Below are 20,389 nucleotides of genomic sequence, written 5' to 3'. Positions count from 1 at the left end.
GTCGTCCGGGGCACCCCCGTCCTGTCGCGATGTCCGCCCCGGTGTCGGCGCCGGGGCCTAGACTTCGAGGCTGTTCCAGAACTGTCCGAAGCCTGTCGTCAGCTCGTTGTCAGCTGGTCGTCTAGTCTTCCTGATGGAGGCCGTACTGTGTCGAAGCCGCCGTTCACGCACCTGCACGTCCACACCCAGTACTCGTTGCTGGACGGTGCGGCGCGGCTGAAGGACATGTTCAAGGCCTGCACCGACATGGGCATGACGCACATCGCCATGTCGGACCACGGCAACCTCCACGGCGCGTACGACTTCTTCCACTCCGCGCAGAAGGCCGGCATCACCCCGATCATCGGCATCGAGGCGTATGTCGCCCCCGAGTCCCGGCGCAACAAGCGCAAGATCCTGTGGGGCCAGCCGCACCAGAAGCGGGACGACGTCTCCGGCTCCGGCGGTTACACCCACAAGACGATGTGGGCGGTGAACAAGACGGGCCTGCACAACCTCTTCCGCCTGTCCTCCGACGCCTACGCCGAGGGCTGGCTGCAGAAGTGGCCCCGCATGGACAAGGAGACCATCGCCCAGTGGTCCGAGGGCATCGTCGCCTCCACCGGCTGCCCCTCCGGGGAGGTGCAGACCCGGCTGCGCCTCGGCCAGTTCGACGAGGCCCTGAAGGCCGCCGCCGACTACCAGGACATCTTCGGCAAGGACCGCTACTTCCTGGAGTTGATGGACCACGGCATCGAGATCGAGCGCAGGGTCCGCGACGACCTGCTGCGGATCGGCAAGAAGCTCGGCATCCCGCCCCTGGTCACCAACGACTCGCACTACACCTACGCGCACGAGGCCGACGCCCACGACGCCCTGCTGTGCATCCAGACCGGCAAGAACCTCTCCGACCCCGACCGCTTCAAGTTCGACGGCACCGGCTACTACCTGAAGTCCACCGAGGAGATGTACGCCCTCGACTCCTCGGACGCCTGGCAGGAGGGCTGCGACAACACCCGGCTGATCGCCGAGATGGTCGACACCACGGGCATGTTCGAGAAGCGCGACCTCATGCCCAAGTTCGACGTCCCCGAGGGCTACACCGAGGTCACCTGGTTCCAGGAGGAGGTCCGCCGCGGCCTGGAGCGCCGCTACCCGGACGGCGTCCCCGAGGACCGCCGGAAGCAGGCCGAGTACGAGATGGACGTCATCATCCAGATGGGGTTCCCGGGCTACTTCCTCGTGGTCGCCGACTTCATCATGTGGGCCAAGAACAACGGCATCGCCGTGGGCCCCGGCCGCGGCTCCGCGGCGGGCTCGATCGTCGCCTACGCGCTCGGCATCACCGACCTCGACCCCATCCCGCACGGCCTGATCTTCGAGCGGTTCCTGAACCCCGAGCGCATCACCATGCCGGACGTCGACATCGACTTCGACGAGCGCCGGCGCGCCGAGGTCATCCGGTACGTCACCGAGAAGTACGGCGCCGACAAGGTCGCCCAGATCGGCACCTACGGCACCATCAAGGCCAAGAACGCCATCAAGGACGCCGCGCGCGTCCTGGGCTACCCGTACGCCATGGGCGACCGGATCACCAAGGCCATGCCCGCCGACGTCCTCGGCAAGGGCATTCCGCTGTCCGGCATCACCGACCCCGAGCACCCGCGGTACTCGGAGGCGGCCGAGGTCCGCGCGATGTACGAGAACGAGCCGGACGTGAAGAAGGTCATCGACACCGCGCGCGGCGTGGAGGGCCTGGTCCGGCAGATGGGCGTGCACGCGGCCGGCGTGATCATGTCCAGCGAGCCCATCGTCGACCACGTCCCCGTCTGGGTGAGGCACACCGACGGCGTGACCATCACCCAGTGGGACTACCCGAGCTGTGAGGCGCTCGGCCTGCTGAAGATGGACTTCCTGGGCCTGCGCAACCTCACGATCATGGACGACGCCGTCAAGATGGTGAAGGCCAACAAGGGGATCGACATCGATCTGCTGAGCCTTCCGCTCGACGACCCCAAGACCTTCGAGCTGCTCCAGCGCGGCGAGACCCTCGGCGTCTTCCAGTTCGACGGCGGCCCCATGCGCTCGCTGCTGCGCATGATGAAGCCGGACAACTTCGAGGACATCTCCGCCGTGTCGGCCCTGTACCGGCCGGGCCCGATGGGCATGAACTCGCACATCAACTACGCCCTGCGCAAGAACGGCCAGCAGGAGATCACGCCCATCCACCCGGAGCTGGAGGAGCCGCTCAAGGAGGTCCTGGACGTCACCTACGGCCTGATCGTCTACCAGGAGCAGGTGCAGAAGGCCGCCCAGATCATCGCCGGCTACTCGCTCGGCGAGGCCGACATCCTCCGCCGTGTGATGGGCAAGAAGAAGCCCGAGGAGCTGGAGAAGAACTTCGTCATCTTCCAGGCCGGCGCCCGCAAGAACGGCTATAGCGACGAGGCCATCCAGGCCCTGTGGGACGTGCTGGTCCCCTTCGCCGGCTACGCCTTCAACAAGGCCCACTCCGCCGCGTACGGCCTGGTGTCGTACTGGACCGCCTATCTGAAGGCCAACCACCCCGCCGAGTACATGGCCGCCCTGCTGACCTCCGTCAAGGACGACAAGGACAAGTCGGCGGTCTACCTCAACGAGTGCCGCCGCATGGGCATCCGGGTGCTCCCGCCCAACGTCAACGACTCCGAGGCCAACTTCGCCGCGCAGGGCGACGACGTGATCCTCTTCGGCCTGTCCGCCGTGCGCAACGTCGGCACCAACGTCGTCGAGTCGATCATCAGGACCCGCAAGGCCAAGGGGAAGTACGTCTCCTTCCCCGACTACCTGAACAAGGTCGAGGCGGTGGTCTGCAACAAGCGCACCACCGAATCGCTGATCAAGGCCGGCGCCTTCGACTCGCTGGGCCACACCCGCAAGGGCCTCATGGCGCGGTACGAGTCGATGATCGACAACGTGGTCGCGGTCAAGCGCAAGGAGGCCGAGGGCCAGTTCGACCTCTTCGGCGGGATGGGCGAGGAGAGCAGCGACGAGCCCGGCTTCGGGCTGGACGTGGAGTTCTCCACCGAGGAGTGGGACAAGGCGTACCTGCTCGCCCAGGAGCGGGAGATGCTCGGCCTGTACGTCTCCGACCACCCCCTCTTCGGCCTGGAGCACGTGCTCGCCGACAAGGCCGACGCCGGCATCGCCCAGCTCAACAGCGGTGAGTTCGCCGACGGTTCGACCGTCACCATCGGCGGCATCATCTCCGGCCTCCAGCGCAAGATGACCAAGCAGGGCAACGCCTGGGCGATCGCCACCGTCGAGGACCTGGCCGGCTCCATCGAGTGCATGTTCTTCCCCGCGACGTACCAGCTGGTGTCCACCCAACTCGTCGAGGACGCCGTGGTGTTCGTCAAGGGCCGCCTGGACAAGCGGGAGGACGTGCCCCGCCTGGTCGCGATGGAGCTGATGGTCCCCGACCTGTCCACCGCGGGCAGCACCGCGCCGGTGGTCCTCACCATCCCCGCCCTGAGGGTCACCCCTTCCCTGGTCAGCCGCCTCGGCGAGATCCTCAGCCACCACAAGGGCGACAGCGAGGTCCGCATCAGACTGCAGGGGCCGCGCAAGACGACCGTGCTGCGTCTGGACCGGCACCGGGTCAAGCCGGACCCCGCGCTGTTCGGTGATCTGAAGGGGCTGCTCGGACCGTCCTGCCTGGCCGGCTGAGCCCGCCGATGTGCACAAGGGGCGTGCCCGGGAACACCGGGCACGCCCCTCGCCGTTGTGCGGGCCTGTTCAACGTCCGTGCCCGGCAGCTCAGTTGTGACCGAAACGCTTCTGGCGTCCCTTGCGGCCCGTGTCGGTGGGACTCGTCTGCGGCGTGTGGTGCTCGGGCTGCGACTCCGTCACGGAGTGGTCCGTCTCCCGCGGTCCGTTCGCGGCCACGGACGCCTTCTGCCGACTGCGGTCCTGCTTCCGGTTCTTGGCCATGGTCATCAGCCTCCTGTGGGGGATCTAGGGGCCAGGGCCGGGACCAGACTCACATAGGCTGTCAAAGAACGCATGTCGGATAATTACCGTATGTAACAAGGGTCATCGGATCACCGGTCTCCGAAACGCCACGCCGAAGATCGAGTTCCGGCCGTTAACCCCGCCCGGGTCGGGCAGACTCGAAGCAAGGCCGAAGCAAACCCGAAGCAACCTCCCGGAGAGAGGGTGGATCGCGTGGACCGCTGCATCGTCCTGGTGGACGCCGGGTATCTGCTGGGGGCCGCCGCGAGTCTTCTCGCCGGGGAACCGTCGCGGTCCCGGATCACCGTGGACCACGCCGCTCTCGTCCAGGGGTTGCGCGAACAGGCCGAGTCCGACACGCAGCGGCCCCTGTTGCGCATCTACTGGTTCGACGGGGCTCCCGACCGCGTACCGCAGCCCGAGCACCGCCGGCTGCGCGTGATGCCCCGGGTCACCGTCCGGCTCGGTGCGCTCACCCGCAGCGACGGACGCTGGGCGCAGAAGGGCGTGGACGCCGCCATGCACGCCGAACTCACCGAACTGGCCCGCAACCGCGCCTGCTCCGACGTGGTCCTCGTCACCGGCGACGGCGATCTGCTGCCCGGCATGATGGCCGCCAAGGAGCACGGCGTCGCCGTCCACCTGTGGGCGGTGCAGGCCGCCGACGGCGACTACAACCAGTCCGAGGACCTGGTCGCCGAGGCCGACGAGCGGCGCGTCCTGGACCGCACATGGATCACCAAGGCCGTCCGCGCCAAGGAGGTCGGCGGCGTCTGCGCACCCCCGCCCGCGCCCCGTCCCGAGATCGCCGCGATCCTCTCCGCGCCGCTGCCCGAGTCCGTGCTCGGCGCGGCCGCCGAACGCCCCGCCGAGCCGGCCCCGCATCCGGCCGCGGCCACCGCGTCGGCCGGCACCGAGGAGCGGGTGCCGGCCAGCAAGGGCGTGCCCACCCCCAAGGACCTCGCCGAGCTGCGTGCCTCCGGCACCCCGTCCGTCCAGCACCCCGCCACGGCCACCCTGCGCTGGTCCTCCGACCGCGGCTGGGTGGACCGCGGTGTGCCCGCCGAGCCGCCTGAGGCCATGTCCATGCCGACCCTGGCCCAGCTGACCACGGCCGAGCAGCGATGGGCGGACCGGGAGGAGGACATCACGACCGTCGGCGGCGACCCGTACGAGGTCGGACAGGTCTTCGCCCGGCGCTGGGTGGAGCGGCTGAACGATCAGGCGCATCTGCAGAAGCTGTCGTCGATGTACCCGAGGATCCCGCACCGCATCGACGGCGAGCTGCTGCGGTACGCCGCCCGGTTCGGACTGCTCGCGCACAAGGACGACCAGATCGACGAGCGCGACCGGTACGCCATCCGGGCCGGTTTCTGGCGGGAGATCGACCTGCGGGCCTCCGGCGGGGAGTGAGCGGCCGCCCGGCTCGGTGAGGAGGGTGGGCTGAAGCGCGCCCGGCGCCTCCAGCCGTGGGTCCGGCGAGCTCCCCGGTGCGCGGGGTGAGCACGCCGTGCGGCCGGCTGGTTCCCGGCCGCCGGGGCGCGGACGTCTCAGTCGCGCGGGAAGCCGGCCCACTCCGCGACGGCGAAGCCGTCGCCCTCCCGCCGGACCTCGGCGGCACCGTGCCCCGGCCAGTGCGCCGGGACGACCAGCTCCCGCCGCTCCGCGGCCCGGGCGAGGTAGGCGCGGCGCGTCCTGGCGGCGAGCCGGAGGTCGTCGCAGAAGCAGCTGTTCCAGCCCGGTTCGAGGAGCTGCACGGGACTGTGCAGCATGTCCCCGACGAACACGGCGCGGTCGGTGCCCGAGCGCAGGGTGAGGACGGACGAGCCGGGGGTGTGGCCGGGGGCCGCCTCCAGCAGCAGGTTGCCGTCGATGCGGTGGCTGTCCTCCCAGAGCACCATCTGCCCGGCGCGCTCGACGGGGGCGATGCTGTCCTCGAACACGAGCCTGCTGCCCTCCCAGCGGATGCGTTCGTGGTCGTCACGCGGCGGCCGGCCGCCGCCCGGGCCCGGGCCGGCAGGGTCGAAGTACCGGTGGTCCGCGCGGGGGACCAGGTAGGTGGCGTTGGGGAAGGCGGGGACCCACTGCCCGCCGCGCCACACGGTGTTCCAGCCGACGTGGTCGTAGTGGATGTGGGTGTTGACGACGACGTCGACGTCCTCGGGCTCGACGCCGGCCGCGCGCAGACGGGCGAGGAAGTCGGTGTGCAGGTGGGCGAACTGCGGGGCCTGCGGGCGGTCCCGGCCGTTGCCGACGCCGGTGTCCACCAGGATCGTCCGGCCCTCGCTGCGCAGCACCCAGGTCTGGACGCGGCAGTGGTAGGCGTCGTCGGCGGGCGTCCAGAAGTCGGGCGCCAGCCAGTCCTCGTTGCGCCGCCAGGTCTCCTCGTCGCTGTCCGGGATGACGAAGCGAACAGTGCGGACGGGGCCGGACCACTCGATCACACGGGTGATCCCGACGTCGCCGAGCACGATTCCGGGTGCGGGCATGACAGGTCCTCCAGGGCGGGCGGGGCGGGGTCAGGCCGAGCCGCTCCCGTCCCAGGGTGCGTAGCGGGCGAGGAAGGTGCGTACGGCCTCGTCGATCACCGTGTCCGCGTCGGGCAGGCCGGCGATCTCCTCGGTGAAGCCCATGACGCGCGGCCAGACGAGGAACTCCTGGACCAGGCCCATGAACTGCCGCGCGGCGAGACGGGTGTCCGGGCAGCGCAGACGGCCGTCGCGGACCAGGGCGTCGAGACGGTCGGTGAACGCCGCCACCACCGGCCCCTTCCCCAGCCGGTGGAACTCGTCCGCGATCCACGGCAGGCGGGCGGACTCGGCCACCACGAGCCGGGCGAAGCGGATCTGGTCCGTCTCCTCGGCGAAGCGCCGGAGCGACCGGGCGAACGCGCGCAGCACCTCCTCGGCGCTCGCGTCCTCGTCGCCCGCGGCCGGCAGGTGGTCCTGCCCGGCGAACGCCGACCAGTGGTCGCGGACCATCTCCCGGAAGACCGCCTCCTTCGAACCGAAGCGGTTGTAGACGGTCTGCCGGGAGACCCCGGCGCGCTCGGCGACCCGCTCCAGGGAGACCCCGGCGTAGCGGTGGGCCAGGAAGAGCTCCTTCGCCGCGCGCAGGATCCTCGCATCGGAGGGCGATCCGCGGCGCCCGGCCCCCGCGGCCGGGACGTCCTCCGTACGGGCGGCCATGCGGGCTCCTTCCCCGGCGTCGTTCCGGACTTTCGTTCTGGACTTTCGTTCTGGACTTTACAGTACAGTCCAAATCCGCGGCCGGAATCGAGCGGTCGTCCTGCCGCCGGGGCACCGGTCCCTCCCCGGATGTCCGGTGCGTCCCCCCGGCCGGTGCGGGGCGGAAGGGCGACCCGAGGGCGGGGGGACGGGGGCGACCCCGTAGGCTCGTCCTTTGTGAGTACGCGCGCGGTACAGGCACCTCGGCCCGAGGACGACATCGTGTGCGCGGTGCGCGGGCTGACCAAGACCTATCCCGCGCTGCGCGGCCGGCGCGGTGCACCCGCGACCCCCGAGGTGCGGGCCACCGACGGGGTCGAGCTCGACGTCCGGCGCGGTGAGATCTTCGGACTGCTCGGTCCGAACGGCGCCGGCAAGTCCACCCTCGTACGCCAGCTCACCGGGCTGATGCGCCCCGACCGCGGCACCGTACGGATCCTCGGCCACGACATCGTGGCCCACCCCGAGCGGGCCGCGCGGATCCTCGCCTACCTCGGACAGGAGTCCACCGCCCTGGACGAGCTGACCGTCTCCCTCGCCGCCGAGACCACCGGGCGGCTGCGCGGTCTGGGCCTCCGGCAGGCGCGCGCCGAGCGGGACGCCGTCCTCGACGAACTGGGACTCGCGCCGATCGCCGGACGCCCGCTGAAGAAGCTCTCCGGCGGCCAGCGGCGGCTCGCCTGCGTCGCCGCCGCGCTGGTCGGCGAGCGCCCGCTGCTGGTGCTCGACGAGCCGACCACCGGCATGGACCCGGTGGCGCGGCGGGCGGTGTGGGCCGCCGTCGACCGGCGGCGCGCCGAGCGCGGCACCACGGTGGTGCTGGTCACCCACAACGTCATCGAGGCCGAGACCGTCCTGGACCGGGTCGCCGTCCTCGACCGGGGCCGGGTCATCGCCTGCGACACCCCGTCCGCGCTCAAGGAGCGGGTCGCCGACGAGGTGCGCGTCGAACTGGTCTGGCGGGAACGGGCGCCCCTGGAGGTGCCCGAGGTCGCCGCCCTGAGGAAGCGGGCCGTGGAGTCCGGACGCCGCTGGACGCTGCGGCTCGCCCCCGAGGAGGCCCGCGCCGCCGTCGCCACCGTCACCGGCGGGGCCGCCTTCGCCGCCCTGGACGACTTCACCCTGGCCACCCCCAGTCTGGAGGACGTGTACCTGGCGCTGGGCGGCGCCGCCCGGCAGGGGCTGGTGAAGGGGTGAGCGCGCGAGCCGGGGAATCCGTACCGGATCGGTGGGAGGATCGACGGGACCGCGCGGGTGCCGCGGGAGTCCCGCCCGGCGCCGGCACGGCGTCCGGAACGGCACCCGCGGCCGCCCCGCGCACCGCATGCGCGGTGCGGACCGGGTCCGCCGCGGGGAACGCTGCGGGAAGCGCCGCGGAGAACGCCGCGGGGAACGCCGCAGCAGGAAAGAGGAGCAGTTCGACGTGAGTGTCGTACCCGCCGATGTGCTGCCGGGCGCGACGGCCGTACAGGACGGCGGCGCCGGACGGCCGGCCGCGCTCGGGCCGTCGGCGCGGCTGTGGCCGTCGCTGGCCGCCGTGTACCGGTCCCAGCTGTCACGCGCGCGTGTGGCGCGGATTCCGCTGCTGTTCGTGGCGACCTTCCAGTCCGTCGGCATCATGGTCATGATGCGGGGGGTGGTCGACGGCGGCAGCGAGGCCCGTTACGTGGTGGCCGGCGCGTCGGTCGTCGTCGTCGCCCATGTCGCCCTGAACCTGCTCGCCCAGTACTTCGGGCAGCTGCGGGCCGGCGGCGGGCTCGACCACTACGCGACGCTGCCGGTGCCGCCCGCGGCCGTGGTGCTGGGCGCGGCGGGCGCGTACGCGTCCTTCACGGTGCCGGGCACGCTCGTGACCGCCGTGTTCGGATGCGTGCTGTTCGGGCTGCCGCTGGGCAACCTGTGGGTGCTGGCGGTGGTGATCCCGCTCGCGGGTGCCGCGCTCTCCGGGCTCGGCGCCGTCTGCGGGCTGCTCGCACCGCGTCCGGAGCTCGCCACCCTGCTCGGACAGCTGGGGATGTCGGCGGCGCTGCTGCTCGGCGTGCTGCCTCCCGACCGTATGCCGGGAGCGATCAGGCTGCTGCGCGACCTGCTGCCGTCGACGTACGGCGTGGAGGCGTACGCCCGTACCTTCGCGGCCCGTCCCGACTGGGCGCTGGTCCTCGCCGACATGGCCGTCTGCGCCGGGGTCGGGGTGGTCTCACTGGCCGTCGCCACCTGGGCGTACCGCAGGGCTGCCGTTCGATGACGACTTCGATGACGACGCGGATTTTCGACGCAACTGGCACGATGACGAGGTGACCGCTCCGTTGACTCCACCTCAGCCGCCGCACCGGCGGCCCTCACAGCCGTTCCGGTCCCCGGACCTGGGGCAGCCCGACGCCGCGCGGAACCGGCAGGAACCGCCCGCCGGAGCCCCGGCGGTGCGCGTGTACGACCAGGACGGCCCCGGCCTGCGGACCGAGATCCGGGAGGCCGTCGTCGTCCTGGTGGCCGTGACGCTCGGCGGGGTGCTGCTGGGGCTGCTCTGGCTGTGGCTGGCACCGCGGGTGCCGCTGGTCGGGATCGCCTCCGGGAACAGCTGGGCCGTCTACCCCAAGGAGACCGAGGGGGAGCAGGCGATCGGGATCGACGGAACGTTCACGCTGCTGGGGCTGGCCTTCGGCGCCGTGAGCGCGGTGACCGTCTTCCTGGTGCGGCGGCGCGGGGGTGTGCCGCTGGTGGTGGCGCTGTGCCTCGGGGGCCTGCTGGGATCGCTGCTGGCCTGGCGGCTGGGGGTGGCGCTGGGACCCGAGCAGGACGTGATCGCCCATGCCAGGGAGGTGGGCGAGGGGGTCACCTTCCCGGCGCCGCTGACGCTGGGGGCACCGGGGGCGCTGCTGGCCTGGTCGCTGGCCGCGCTGGTCGTCCACCTCGGGCTGACGGCGCTGTTCGGGCCGCGGGACCCGGAGCCGTACGGGCCGTACGAGGAGACTTCGGCGCCGTAGCCTTCGGCGCGCGCCGGCCGCGAGGGGCCGTGGGGGCCGTGCCCGCGGACGGGGCACGGCTGCGGACGGGACGCGGCCATGGGCGGCGCGCGGCTACGGGCGTCCGATCGGGGCCAGGACCGCGTCGGTCAGGACGGCCAGATCCTTCGGCGACAGCTCCACCTCCAGGCCCCTGCGGCCCGCCGAGACACAGATCGTGGCGTGGGTCATGGCCGAGTCGTCCAGGACCGTGGGGAGTTTTTTGCGCTGGCCGAGGGGCGAGATGCCGCCGCGGACATAGCCCGTGGTGCGTTCCGCGAGCACGGGGTCGGCCATGGCCGCGCGTTTGCCGCCGACCGCCGCCGCCAGGGCCTTGAGGTCCAGGGAGCCCGCCACGGGGACGACGGCCACCGTGAGCCTGCCGTCGACGTCGGCGACCAGCGTCTTGAAGACCCGCTCCGGGGAGACCCCCATCGCCTCGGCCGCCTCCTCGCCGTAGGAGGGGTGGGAGGGGTCGTGGTCGTAGGCGTGGACCGTGTACTCCACGCCCGCGGACGTCAGGGCCACTGTCGCCGGCGTGCCGCCCGGCTGTTTCTTCGTCTTCTTCGCCATCGGATTCCTCGCCGTGCGCGTTCCCGCCGTGCACGGGGCTGTCAGTTCAGGCTCGTCGGGCCGTGGGTCAGGTCCACGGCCGGCAACGAGGGCAGACTACGGATGATCGCCGTCTCCGTGCGCAGGAGCCTCAGCTCGTCGCGCAGCCGGGAGGAGGTGTCGGGCGCCTGGAGCAGCCGCTGCTTGGTCGGCGTGTCGAGCACCATCGCCGCCGCCACCAGGTACGACACCACGCTCGGCTGGTCCGGCAGCTCCGCGCCCGTGGACAGCGACCGCTCCCGCGCGCCCGCCAGCCGTTTCCGGTACTCGCGGAAGGCCCGCAGCACCCCCTCGGCCAGCGCGCCCGCCTCGTCACCGGGCTCCTCGGCCAGCTCCTGCAGCTCGGCCACGAGAAACGGGCCGGAGGCGTCCACCGACAGCAGCCGTACCCGGGTGGTGCCGGTGGCCAGCACCTCGAAGGTGCCGTCGGCCCGCTCCCGTATGGTCGCCGCGTCCGCCACACAGCCCACGCCGTGGAACGCCCTGGCCGGGTCGGGGCCGAACCCGGCCGCGGCACCGCGCTCGGGCAGGGCCGTCGGATCGGGCATGCCCGGGGCGCTCGGGGCCACTTCGTGCCCGTCGCGGATGGCCACCACGGCGAACCGGCGCGGTTCGTCCTCGGGGATCTTCAGCAGCGTGCGCATCATGGCGCGATAGCGCTCCTCGAAGATGTTCAGGGGAATGACCAGCCCCGGGAACAGCACCGAGTTCAGGGGGAAGAGGGGGAGGCGGACGGTGGTCACGACGCAGAAGCCTAATGGCCGCGGAGGCGGTTGCGTCCGCCGCGCTTCCCCCGCGTCCACCGGGACGGCCGCGCCGCCGGTGCCGCCCCCAGGTCGCGGCGCAGCGCGAGAAACAGGCCCAGCGGGTCCTCCGACAGCCGGTCCCAGGGGAACGAGGTGGCGTACGGGCCGATGAGGCGCAGCTGGGCCAGGGCCTCCTCCCGGCGGCCGAGGCGCATCAGGACGTAGGTCAGCAGGTTGCGGATCTCCGCGGGCCAGGGCACGGCGGCCGGGAAACCGGCGGACAGGGCGATCGCCCGGTCGGCGGCCGCGTCCAGCCGGGGCCGCGGTATCCCGGGCCCGCAGCCGTCGGTCAGATAGGAGAAGGCGGCCCGCAGCGGCAGCGCCTGCGCGAGCGAGCCGGCCGGGGCGTCCTGGGCGGCCCGGTCGGCGAAGTCGAGGCACTCGCGGTGGGAGCCGTGCCAGCAGGAGGCCAGATAGCGCAGGGCGGCGACATGGCAGCCGTAGTGGTGCGGGGCGCGGCGGACCGCGGCCTCCCACAGCTCCTCGAAGTACCGGTGCCCGGCGCGGCTGCCGCGCGCGTGGTCCAGGGCGACCCGCCACGGCACGGGATCGCGGTCGTCGGCGCGCGCGGCGGCCGTGATCAGCGGGCTGACCTCGCGCAGCAGCTCGGCCCGTGCGGGCGAGGGCCAGGCGCGGTCGACCGCGAGCTGGGCGGTGAGCAGCAGCGCGTCCGGGTCCTGGGGGGCCGCGGCGCGCCAGGCGTCCAGCCACTCGGAGCGCGAGCGGGCGAAGGCGGCCAGCCGGAGCGCATACCGGTCGCGGTCCTCCCAGCGGGCCTCCCGGCGGGTGGCGGCGAGCAGGTCGGCGGCGGGGCCGTAGGCGCCCTGGGCGGCGGCGACCAGCGCCGGGCCGAGGTGTTCATCGGGCGCGTCGAGGAGCACCTCGTCGTCGGCGGGGAGACCGGCGGCGGAAGGGCCGTCGGCGGGGAGTCCGGCGGCGGGGCACGGCGCGCCCTTGGCCGTACGGGGGGAGCGGATGAAAGCGCCCTTGGCCGTACGGGAGCGGATGAACGGGAGGAGCAGAGCCATGGTGTCGACCATTGAAGGACCGCAGGTCGCGGCGCGCCAGAGGGTGAAGGCAAGCCGGAAAAAGTTGTACGGCGGCCGGTCAAGAGAGGGTAAAAGGTGCCCGCCCGGCGGCCAGGCGCCCGCCCGGCCGCCGGGCTTCGTCGGGCACCCGGATGCCGTCCGGTGGCCGGGGTTTCGCGGTGCTGGTTGCGTTCTAGCCGCGCCGCAGCAGCCGGGTCGCCCCCGCCGCCACCGTGGTGGCCAGGGTCCAGCCGAGGAGGATCAGGGCCGAGGCGAGCCACTGCCAGCCGCCGCTCAGCTGCCACCGGCCCTCCTGGCCGAGGTCGACGACCGGCAGGAGCAGGTCCAGGGTGAAGAGGGCGGGATCCCAGTCGGGGGCCTCGTCCGGGGGAGCCCAGGGCCGGCCGGCGTACGCGAACGCGAGCGTGCCCGCCGCCCACAGCACGGCCATCCACACCGCGGCCCGGCCCGGACGGTACCCGTAGGCCACCGTCCAGTCCTGGACGTAGCCCACGAGCTTGGCGGCGATCGGCAAGGTCTCGCGGCGGTGGCGGTGCTTGGCGAGCAGCACCTCGCGCGCGTCCTCGTCCTCGCCCGCCGCCCGCAGCACGGCGGCCAGCCGCTCGTAGGGCTCCGGGTTGTACTCGGCGGTCGCCGCCGCCACCCAGTTCAGGCGCTCGGCCAGGGGGAACGGGCCCCGCGGCACCAGGTTCTCGTAGACGAAGCCGTTCATGTGCAGCCGGCCCGGGCCGGGCCAGCTGCTCGCCCGGTCGACGAGGGTGACGGTCCGCGCCCCGGACAGCACCACCCTGCCGCCCGACGGCTTCTCCCCGAGGAAACGCAGCTCGGGCGTCTGCACCCGGCGCAGCGACAGTTCCTGCTCGCCGGTGAAGGAGAACCGGGCCCGCCCCAGGTCGATCGCGTCCCCGAACCGCCCGTCGTCCAGACGTATCCCGCCCTGGCACTCGAAGGGCTGGATCCGCGTCCCGCGCGCGGGGGTCACACCGCTGGACGAACCGCCCAGGCCCGCCGGAGTGAGATACAGGGTGCGCTCGACGGTCAGCCGGGGCGCGTTCAGCGCGAACCGCGCCCGTGTGTTGACCAGCCGTGCCCCGCGCAGGTTCAACGAGACGCCGATCTTCGCGCTGCGCAGGCTGAACTCGCCGTACGACTGCAGCAGCTCCGCCTGGAGGTCCTGGCCGACCGTCAGCCCGTCGGCGGCGATCGAACGGCCCGTGCGGTCCTGGTGCACGACCGCCTGGTTGAGCAGCAGGTCCGTGCCTATCTGCGCATCGGTGAGCCGGATCCCGCCCGGAAACCGGCAGCGCGGCAGATGCAGGTCGCCCTCGATCTGCACACGGGCCGCCTCCAGCCGGGGCACCGAGCAGTCCACCAGCCGTACGGTCGTGAAGCGGGCCTCCGGCAGGAGGATCTGCTGCTCGAACCGGCAGCCCTTCAGTTCCACGTACGGCACGATCGTGCCGCCGGCGAGGTCCAGGGTGCCCGCGATCCGCAGACCGGTCAGTTTCAGGGACGGCACACGCCCGGCGAACGCGGGCGGCCCGTCCAGCAGAAGCCAGGAGACGACACGCGCGCGTACGGTCCGCTCGGGGCCCCACGGCAGACCGCCGTGCGGATCGTCGACCGCGGCGTCCCCGCTGCGCAGGTCGTACTCGCTCCCGTTGCGAAAGGCCTGCCACATGCCCGCCTCGGTGGTGGTCAGGTCCCCGGGCGGGTCCCCGGCACGGATGCCGGCCCCCTCGGTCACGGCCTTCCTCCTTCCCCGGCTGCTCGTGCTTCCCCGGCTACTCGTGGGTTCTGCGTCGCGCACCACAGGTGATGCCCGTTGCGTGACAGTCTGAACGCGAGCAGTGACAAACCCTTTCCGCGGGAGGCGGATGTGACCGGAGTCCACCTGCTGCGGGGTTGTGTATCAGCCACTGATACGGGCGAACGGGGCCCGTGCGAGTTCTGAGAGAATTGAAACCGTGATCTCCCGAATCGATCTGCGCGGCGACGCCCTTCCCGAGGGCCCCGCCCTGCGAGACCTGCTGCCCCGAGCCGACTTCGACGTCTCGGCCGCCCTGGAGAAGGTGCGTCCGATCTGTGAGGCCGTGCATCATCGCGGCGACGCGGCGCTGATCGACTTCGCCGAGAAGTTCGACGGCGTGCGCCTGGAGTCGGTGCGCGTTCCGGCCCAGGCCCTCAAGGAGGCACGGGAGCGGCTGGACCCGGCCGTGCGCGCTGCCCTGGAGGAGTCCATCCGGCGGGCCCGGCTCGTCCACCGCGAACAGCGCCGCACCACCCGCACCACCCAGGTGGTGCCCGGCGGCTCGGTGACCGAGAAGTGGGTGCCGGTCGAGCGGGTCGGGCTGTACGCGCCCGGAGGCCGGTCGGTCTACCCGTCCTCCGTGGTCATGAACGCCGTGCCCGCCCAGGAGGCCGGCGTGGAGTCGGTCGCGCTCGCCTCGCCGCCCCAGGCGGAGTTCGGCGGGCTGCCGCACCCGACGATCCTCGCCGCCTGCGCGCTGCTCGGCATCGACGAGGTGTACGCGGCCGGCGGCGCCCAGGCCGTCGCGATGTTCGCGTACGGCACCGAGTCCTGCCCGGCCGCGAACATGGTCACCGGCCCCGGCAACATCTGGGTCGCCGCCGCCAAGCGCTACTTCACCGGCAGGATCGGCATCGACACCGAGGCCGGCCCCACCGAGATCGCGATCCTCGCCGACGCCACGGCCGACCCGGTGCACGTCGCCTCCGACCTGATCAGCCAGGCCGAGCACGACCCGCTGGCCGCCGCCGTCCTGGTCACCGACTCCGTGGAGCTCGCCGACGCGGTGGAGAAGGAGCTGGAGCCGCAGGTCGCGGCGACCAGGCACGTCGAGGACCGGATCCGCCCGGCCCTGTCCGGCAAGCAGTCCGCGATCGTCCTGGTCGACGGTCTGGAGGAGGGCCTGCGCGTGGTCGACGCCTACGGCGCGGAGCACCTGGAGATCCAGACCGCCGACGCCGCCGCGGTCGCCGACCGGGTGCGCAACGCCGGCGCGATCTTCGTCGGCCCCTGGGCGCCGGTCTCCCTCGGCGACTACGCGGCCGGCTCCAACCATGTCCTGCCGACCGGTGGCTGCGCCTGCCACTCCTCGGGCCTGTCCGTGCAGTCCTTCCTGCGCGGCATCCACATCGTGGACTACAGCCGGGACGCCCTCGCCGAGGTCGCCCACCACGTGGTGACCCTGGCCGAGGCGGAGGACCTGCCGGCGCACGGCGCGGCGATCAAGGCGCGATTCGGCTGGAAGGTGCCTGAGAGCAAGTGAGCTTCGGAAGCTTCGGAATCGACGACCTGCCCCTCCGGGACGAGCTGCGCGGCAAGTCCCCCTACGGCGCACCCCAGCTGGACGTCCCCGTACGGCTGAACACCAACGAGAACCCCTATCCGCTGCCCGAGCCGCTGGTCGAGCGGATCGCCGAGCGGGTGCGCGAGGCCGCCCGCACCCTCAACCGCTACCCGGACCGGGACGCGGTCGAGCTGCGCACCCGGCTCGCCGAGTACCTGACTCGGACGAGCGGCCACCCGGTCGGCGCCGGCAACGTCTGGGCGGCCAACGGCTCCAACGAGGTCATCCAGCAGCTGCTGCAGACCTTCGGCGGACCGGGCCGCAGCGCGATCGGCTTCGAGCCGTCGTACTCCATGCACGCGCTCATCGCGCGCGGCACGGGCACGGAGTGGATCACCGGACCGCGCGACGAGGACTTCACGATCGACCTCGCCGCCGCCGAGAAGGCGATCGCCGAGCACCGCCCGGACGTCGTCTTCGTCACCACGCCCAACAACCCCACCGGCGGCGCGGTCCCCTCCGAGACCGTCCTCGCGCTGTACGAGGCCGCGCAGGCGGCGAAGCCGTCGATGGTGATCGTGGACGAGGCGTACATCGAGTTCAGCCACAAGGGCTCGCTGCTGCCGCTGCTGGACGGCCGGCCGAACCTCGTGATCTCACGCACCATGTCGAAGGCGTTCGGCGCCGCCGGGCTGCGCCTGGGCTACTTCGCCGCGCACCCGGCGGTCGTGGACGCCGTCCAGCTGGTCCGGCTGCCGTACCATCTGTCGTCCATCACCCAGGCGACGGCGCTGGCCGCCCTGGAGCACACCGACACCCTGCTCGGCTACGTCGAGCAGCTGAAGTCCGAACGCGACCGGCTGGTCGCCGAACTGCGCGCGGCCGGCTACGAGGTGACGGAGTCGGACGCCAACTTCGTCCAGTTCGGGCGGTTCGCGGACTCCCACGCCGCCTGGCGGAAGATCCTGGACCGGGGCGTCCTGGTCCGTGACAACGGCGTACCGGGGTGGCTGCGGGTCACCGCCGGGACGCCGGCGGAGAACGACGCGTTCCTCGACGCGATCCGCGAACTGAAGAAGGAACAGGAGCAGAGCACATGAGCCGCGTCGGGCGCGTGGAGCGCACCACCAAGGAGACGTCGGTCCTCGTCGAGATCGACCTCGACGGCACCGGCAGGACCGACATCACCACCGGAGTCGGCTTCTACGACCACATGCTCGACCAGCTCGGCCGGCACGGTCTGTTCGACCTGACCGTGAAGACCGACGGCGACCTGCACATCGACTCCCACCACACCATCGAGGACACCGCCCTCGCCCTCGGTGCCGCCTTCAAGCAGGCGCTCGGCGACAAGAAGGGGATCCACCGCTTCGGCACCTGCGCGGTCCCGCTGGACGAGGCCCTCGCCCAGGTCACCGTCGACCTGTCCGGCCGCCCCTACCTCGTGCACACCGAGCCCGAGAACATGGCGCCGATGATCGGCGCGTACGACACCACGATGACCCGCCACATCCTGGAGTCCTTCGTCGCCCAGGCCCAGATCGCGCTGCATGTGCACGTGCCCTACGGGCGCAACGCGCACCACATCGTGGAGTGCCAGTTCAAGGCGCTGGCCCGGGCCCTGCGGTACGCCTCCGAGCGCGACCCGCGCGCGGCGGGCATCATCCCGTCCACGAAGGGCGCGCTGTGACCGGTCTGTCGACTCTGCTGATCGTCGTCGGCCTGTTCCTGGTCGGCGGTGTCATCTCCTTCGTCAGGCAGCAGATGCCGAAGAGCCTCATCGTGCTGTTGTCCGTCGGCGCGGCCCTGTGCCTCGCCGCGGGCGTGCTGCGGCTGGAGGTGTGGAAGTGACCGTCCCCGGCACGGCCGAGAAGACGGCCGAGAAGACCGCCAGGAAGAAGGTCGTCGTCTTCGACTACGGCTTCGGCAATGTGCGCTCGGCCGAGCGGGCCCTCGCGCGCGTGGGGGCCGAGGTCGAGATCACCCGTGACTACGACAAGGCGATGAACGCCGACGGACTGCTGGTGCCGGGCGTGGGAGCCTTCGCCGCCTGCATGCGGGGCCTGAGGGAGGCACGCGGCGACTGGGTCATCGAGCGCCGGCTGGCCGGCGGACGTCCGGTGATGGGCATCTGCGTCGGCATGCAGATCCTCTTCGCCCGCGGCATCGAGCACGGTGTCGAGACCGAGGGGCTGGAGGAGTGGCCCGGCACGGTCGGGCCGCTCCAGGCGGACGTCGTCCCCCACATGGGCTGGAACACCGTCCAGGCACCGGCCGGCTCGGAGCTGTTCGCCGGTCTGGACCCGGACGCCCGTTTCTACTTCGTGCACTCCTACGCCGTCCACGACTGGAGCATGGAGACGCACAACCCGGTGATGGACGCCCCCAAGGTCACCTGGGCCACCCATGGCAAGCCCTTCGTGGCCGCCGTGGAGAACGGCGCCCTGTGGGCCACGCAGTTCCACCCCGAGAAGTCCGGCGACGCCGGAGCGCAGCTGCTGACCAACTGGATCGGAACCCTCTGATGGCTTCGAAGCTCGAACTCCTCCCCGCCGTCGACGTCCGCAACGGCCAGGCCGTCCGCCTCGTGCACGGCGAGGCCGGGACCGAGACCTCCTACGGCTCTCCCCTCGAGGCCGCCCTGACCTGGCAGCGCTCGGGCGCCGAGTGGCTGCACCTGGTCGACCTCGACGCCGCGTTCGGCACCGGCAGCAACCGGGAGCTGATCGCCGAGGTCACCAGGGCGGTGGACATCAAGGTGGAGCTGTCCGGCGGCATCCGCGACGACGAGTCCCTCGAAGCCGCGCTGGCCACCGGCTGCACCCGCGTGAACCTGGGCACGGCCGCGCTGGAGAGCCCCGAGTGGGTCGCCAAGGTCATCGCCGAGCACGGCGACCGGATCGCGGTCGGTCTGGACGTACGGGGCACCACCCTGCGCGGCCGCGGCTGGACCCGCGACGGCGGCGACCTGTACGAGACGCTGGAGCGCCTCAACAAGGAGGGCTGTGCGCGCTACGTCGTCACCGACATCGCCAAGGACGGCACCCTGCAGGGCCCCAACCTGGAGCTGCTGAGGAACGTGTGCGCGGCGACGGACCGCCCGGTGGTGGCCTCCGGCGGTGTCTCCTCGCTCGACGACCTGCGGGCGATCGCGGCCCTCGTTCCGCTCGGCATCGAGGGCGCCATTGTGGGGAAGGCCCTGTACGCCAAGGCGTTCACCCTGGAAGAGGCCCTGGAGGCAGTGTCGTCATGAGCGGTGCCGTGCGGCGCGTGCAGAGCGGAAGTCCCTGGGAGGAGAGCATCGGTTTCGCACGCGCCGTGGCGGCGGGCGACCGTGTCCTGGTGGCCGGCACCACGGCCTTCAAGGGCCGGGTGCTGTACGGGGAGGGCGACCCGTACGAGCAGGCCAGGGTGGCCTTCGGCAACGCGCTGGAGGCGATCGCCGAGTTCGGGCTCGGCCCCGAGTCGGTGGTCAGGACACGGATGTACCTGACCCATCAGCGGGACGTGGACGAGGTGGGCCGCGCCCACAAGGAACTGTTCGACTCGGTGCGTCCGGTCTCCACCCTGCTGATCGTGGAGGGCTTCGTCGACCCGCGCATCCTGGTCGAAGTGGAACTAGAGGCATTCAGAGGAGCCGTGGACCCATGACCCTCGCGGTCCGAGTCATCCCCTGCCTGGACGTGGACAACGGCCGGGTCGTCAAGGGCGTCAACTTCAAGAACCTGCGCGACGCGGGCGACCCCGTCGAGATGGCCAAGGTGTACGACGCCGAGGGTGCCGACGAGCTGACCTTCCTGGACATCACCGCGTCCTCGGGCAACCGGGAGACGACGTACGACGTGGTGCGCCGCACCGCCGAGCAGGTGTTCATCCCGCTGACGGTCGGCGGCGGCGTCCGTACGGTCGAGGACGTGGACCGGCTGCTGCGGGCGGGCGCGGACAAGGTGGGCGTCAACACGGCCGCGATCGCGCGCCCCGACCTGATCCGGGAGATCGCCGAACGCTTCGGCCGCCAGGTGCTGGTCCTGTCGATCGACGCCCGCCGCACGCCCTCCGGGAGCTTCGAGGTGACCACCCACGGCGGTCGCCGCGGCACCGGCATCGACGCGGTCGAGTGGGCCCACCGGGCGGCCGAGCTGGGCGCGGGCGAGATCCTGCTCAACTCCATGGACGCCGACGGCACCAAGGACGGCTACGACCTGGAGATGATCGCCGCCGTCCGCAAGCACGTCACCATCCCGGTCATCGCCTCGGGCGGGGCCGGCAGGCTCGAGGACTTCCCCCCGGCGATCGCCGCGGGCGCGGACGCGGTGCTGGCCGCCTCGGTCTTCCACTTCGGTGATCTGCGCATCGGACAGGTCAAGCAGACCCTGCGGGAGGCGGGACACCCGGTTCGTTGACCAC

General features: G+C 72.0%; 20 protein-coding genes. 13 read left to right on the top strand and 7 right to left on the bottom strand.

Annotated elements, in window-relative coordinates:
- The first annotated feature begins 147 nt into the window (after positions 1–147).
- Positions 148–3,687 (top strand): DNA polymerase III subunit alpha, encoded by a 3,540-nt coding sequence (gene dnaE, locus ABD224_RS10645; protein ID WP_344049165.1) that lies wholly within the window; start codon positions 148–150, stop codon positions 3,685–3,687.
- A gap of 90 nt (positions 3,688–3,777) precedes the next feature.
- Here the strand turns inward: dnaE and ABD224_RS10640 are convergent, their stop codons facing one another.
- Complete coding sequence (locus ABD224_RS10640; RefSeq protein ID WP_344049164.1) at positions 3,778–3,951, bottom strand: hypothetical protein; 174 nt, start codon at positions 3,949–3,951, stop codon at positions 3,778–3,780.
- 234 nt (positions 3,952–4,185) lie between these two features.
- Here ABD224_RS10640 and ABD224_RS10635 point away from each other — a divergent pair, with 234 nt between their 5' ends.
- Positions 4,186–5,385: an NYN domain-containing protein gene (locus tag ABD224_RS10635; protein ID WP_344049162.1), complete on the top strand. Its 1,200-nt coding sequence runs from the start codon at positions 4,186–4,188 to the stop codon at positions 5,383–5,385.
- A 137-nt stretch (positions 5,386–5,522) separates the two neighbouring features.
- Here the strand turns inward: ABD224_RS10635 and ABD224_RS10630 are convergent, their stop codons facing one another.
- Together ABD224_RS10630 and ABD224_RS10625 are read right to left on the bottom strand one after the other, a co-directional pair.
- On the bottom strand, positions 5,523–6,461 hold the full coding sequence (locus ABD224_RS10630) for an MBL fold metallo-hydrolase (RefSeq protein WP_344049161.1): 939 nt from the start codon (positions 6,459–6,461) through the stop codon (positions 5,523–5,525).
- A gap of 30 nt (positions 6,462–6,491) precedes the next feature.
- The gene (locus ABD224_RS10625; protein WP_344049160.1) at positions 6,492–7,160 is read right to left on the bottom strand and encodes a TetR/AcrR family transcriptional regulator; all 669 of its coding nucleotides are present in this window, start codon (positions 7,158–7,160) and stop codon (positions 6,492–6,494) included.
- A gap of 261 nt (positions 7,161–7,421) precedes the next feature.
- On the opposite strand from ABD224_RS10625, the gene ABD224_RS10620 reads away from it, so the two are divergent.
- From ABD224_RS10620 to ABD224_RS10610, 3 genes are all read left to right on the top strand, one after another.
- Complete coding sequence (locus tag ABD224_RS10620) at positions 7,422–8,396, top strand: ABC transporter ATP-binding protein (RefSeq protein ID WP_344049244.1); 975 nt, start codon at positions 7,422–7,424, stop codon at positions 8,394–8,396.
- Positions 8,397–8,622: 226 nt separating this feature from the next.
- On the top strand, positions 8,623–9,444 hold the full coding sequence (locus ABD224_RS10615) for an ABC transporter permease (protein WP_344049159.1): 822 nt from the start codon (positions 8,623–8,625) through the stop codon (positions 9,442–9,444).
- A gap of 49 nt (positions 9,445–9,493) precedes the next feature.
- Entirely contained in the window at positions 9,494–10,183 is a 690-nt protein-coding gene (locus ABD224_RS10610) for an AAA family ATPase (RefSeq protein ID WP_344049158.1), read from the top strand.
- A gap of 93 nt (positions 10,184–10,276) precedes the next feature.
- On the opposite strand, the gene ybaK is transcribed toward ABD224_RS10610, so the two are convergent.
- From ybaK to ABD224_RS10590, 4 genes are all read right to left on the bottom strand, one after another.
- Positions 10,277–10,774, bottom strand: a complete 498-nt coding sequence (ybaK, locus tag ABD224_RS10605; protein WP_344049157.1) for a Cys-tRNA(Pro) deacylase — start codon at positions 10,772–10,774, stop codon at positions 10,277–10,279.
- Positions 10,775–10,815: 41 nt separating this feature from the next.
- A complete protein-coding gene (locus tag ABD224_RS10600) occupies positions 10,816–11,556 on the bottom strand; it encodes an LON peptidase substrate-binding domain-containing protein (RefSeq protein ID WP_344049156.1) in 741 nt (246 codons plus the stop codon).
- 11 nt (positions 11,557–11,567) lie between these two features.
- Positions 11,568–12,659, bottom strand: coding sequence for a hypothetical protein (locus ABD224_RS10595; RefSeq protein ID WP_344049155.1), 1,092 nt, complete (start codon positions 12,657–12,659; stop codon positions 11,568–11,570).
- Positions 12,660–12,840: 181 nt separating this feature from the next.
- Complete coding sequence (locus tag ABD224_RS10590; protein ID WP_344049154.1) at positions 12,841–14,415, bottom strand: oxidoreductase; 1,575 nt, start codon at positions 14,413–14,415, stop codon at positions 12,841–12,843.
- Between the two features lie 220 nt (positions 14,416–14,635).
- On the opposite strand from ABD224_RS10590, the gene hisD reads away from it, so the two are divergent.
- Genes hisD through hisF form a run of 8 tightly spaced genes read left to right on the top strand, consistent with a single transcriptional unit; the run spans position 14,636 to position 20,385 of the window.
- Positions 14,636–15,961 carry a histidinol dehydrogenase gene (hisD, locus tag ABD224_RS10585; protein ID WP_344049153.1) on the top strand — a complete coding sequence of 442 codons (1,326 nt, stop codon included), beginning with the start codon at positions 14,636–14,638 and terminating at the stop codon, positions 15,959–15,961.
- A complete protein-coding gene (locus ABD224_RS10580) occupies positions 15,958–17,082 on the top strand; it encodes a histidinol-phosphate transaminase (protein ID WP_344049152.1) in 1,125 nt (374 codons plus the stop codon). Before hisD ends, ABD224_RS10580 begins: the two co-directional genes overlap by 4 nt.
- The gene (gene hisB / locus ABD224_RS10575) at positions 17,079–17,672 is read left to right on the top strand and encodes an imidazoleglycerol-phosphate dehydratase HisB (RefSeq protein ID WP_344049151.1); all 594 of its coding nucleotides are present in this window, start codon (positions 17,079–17,081) and stop codon (positions 17,670–17,672) included. The genes ABD224_RS10580 and hisB overlap by 4 nt, the downstream gene beginning before the upstream one ends.
- Entirely contained in the window at positions 17,669–17,833 is a 165-nt protein-coding gene (locus ABD224_RS10570) for a hypothetical protein (protein WP_344049150.1), read from the top strand. The genes hisB and ABD224_RS10570 overlap by 4 nt, the downstream gene beginning before the upstream one ends.
- Positions 17,830–18,507 carry an imidazole glycerol phosphate synthase subunit HisH gene (gene hisH, locus ABD224_RS10565; RefSeq protein ID WP_344049149.1) on the top strand — a complete coding sequence of 226 codons (678 nt, stop codon included), beginning with the start codon at positions 17,830–17,832 and terminating at the stop codon, positions 18,505–18,507. Before ABD224_RS10570 ends, hisH begins: the two co-directional genes overlap by 4 nt.
- Positions 18,507–19,235, top strand: a complete 729-nt coding sequence (gene priA, locus ABD224_RS10560; protein ID WP_344049148.1) for a bifunctional 1-(5-phosphoribosyl)-5-((5-phosphoribosylamino)methylideneamino)imidazole-4-carboxamide isomerase/phosphoribosylanthranilate isomerase PriA — start codon at positions 18,507–18,509, stop codon at positions 19,233–19,235. Before hisH ends, priA begins: the two co-directional genes overlap by 1 nt.
- Complete coding sequence (locus ABD224_RS10555; protein ID WP_344049147.1) at positions 19,232–19,633, top strand: RidA family protein; 402 nt, start codon at positions 19,232–19,234, stop codon at positions 19,631–19,633. The genes priA and ABD224_RS10555 overlap by 4 nt, the downstream gene beginning before the upstream one ends.
- The gene (gene hisF / locus ABD224_RS10550) at positions 19,630–20,385 is read left to right on the top strand and encodes an imidazole glycerol phosphate synthase subunit HisF (RefSeq protein WP_344049146.1); all 756 of its coding nucleotides are present in this window, start codon (positions 19,630–19,632) and stop codon (positions 20,383–20,385) included. Before ABD224_RS10555 ends, hisF begins: the two co-directional genes overlap by 4 nt.
- Positions 20,386–20,389: the final 4 nt, after the last annotated feature.

The sequence above is a fragment of the Streptomyces thermoalcalitolerans genome (assembly GCF_039525155.1).
Taxonomy (GTDB): Bacteria; Actinomycetota; Actinomycetes; order Streptomycetales; family Streptomycetaceae; genus Streptomyces; species Streptomyces thermovulgaris.
Note: the sequence above shows the minus strand (reverse complement) of the source record. Positions and strands in the feature narration are given on the sequence as shown.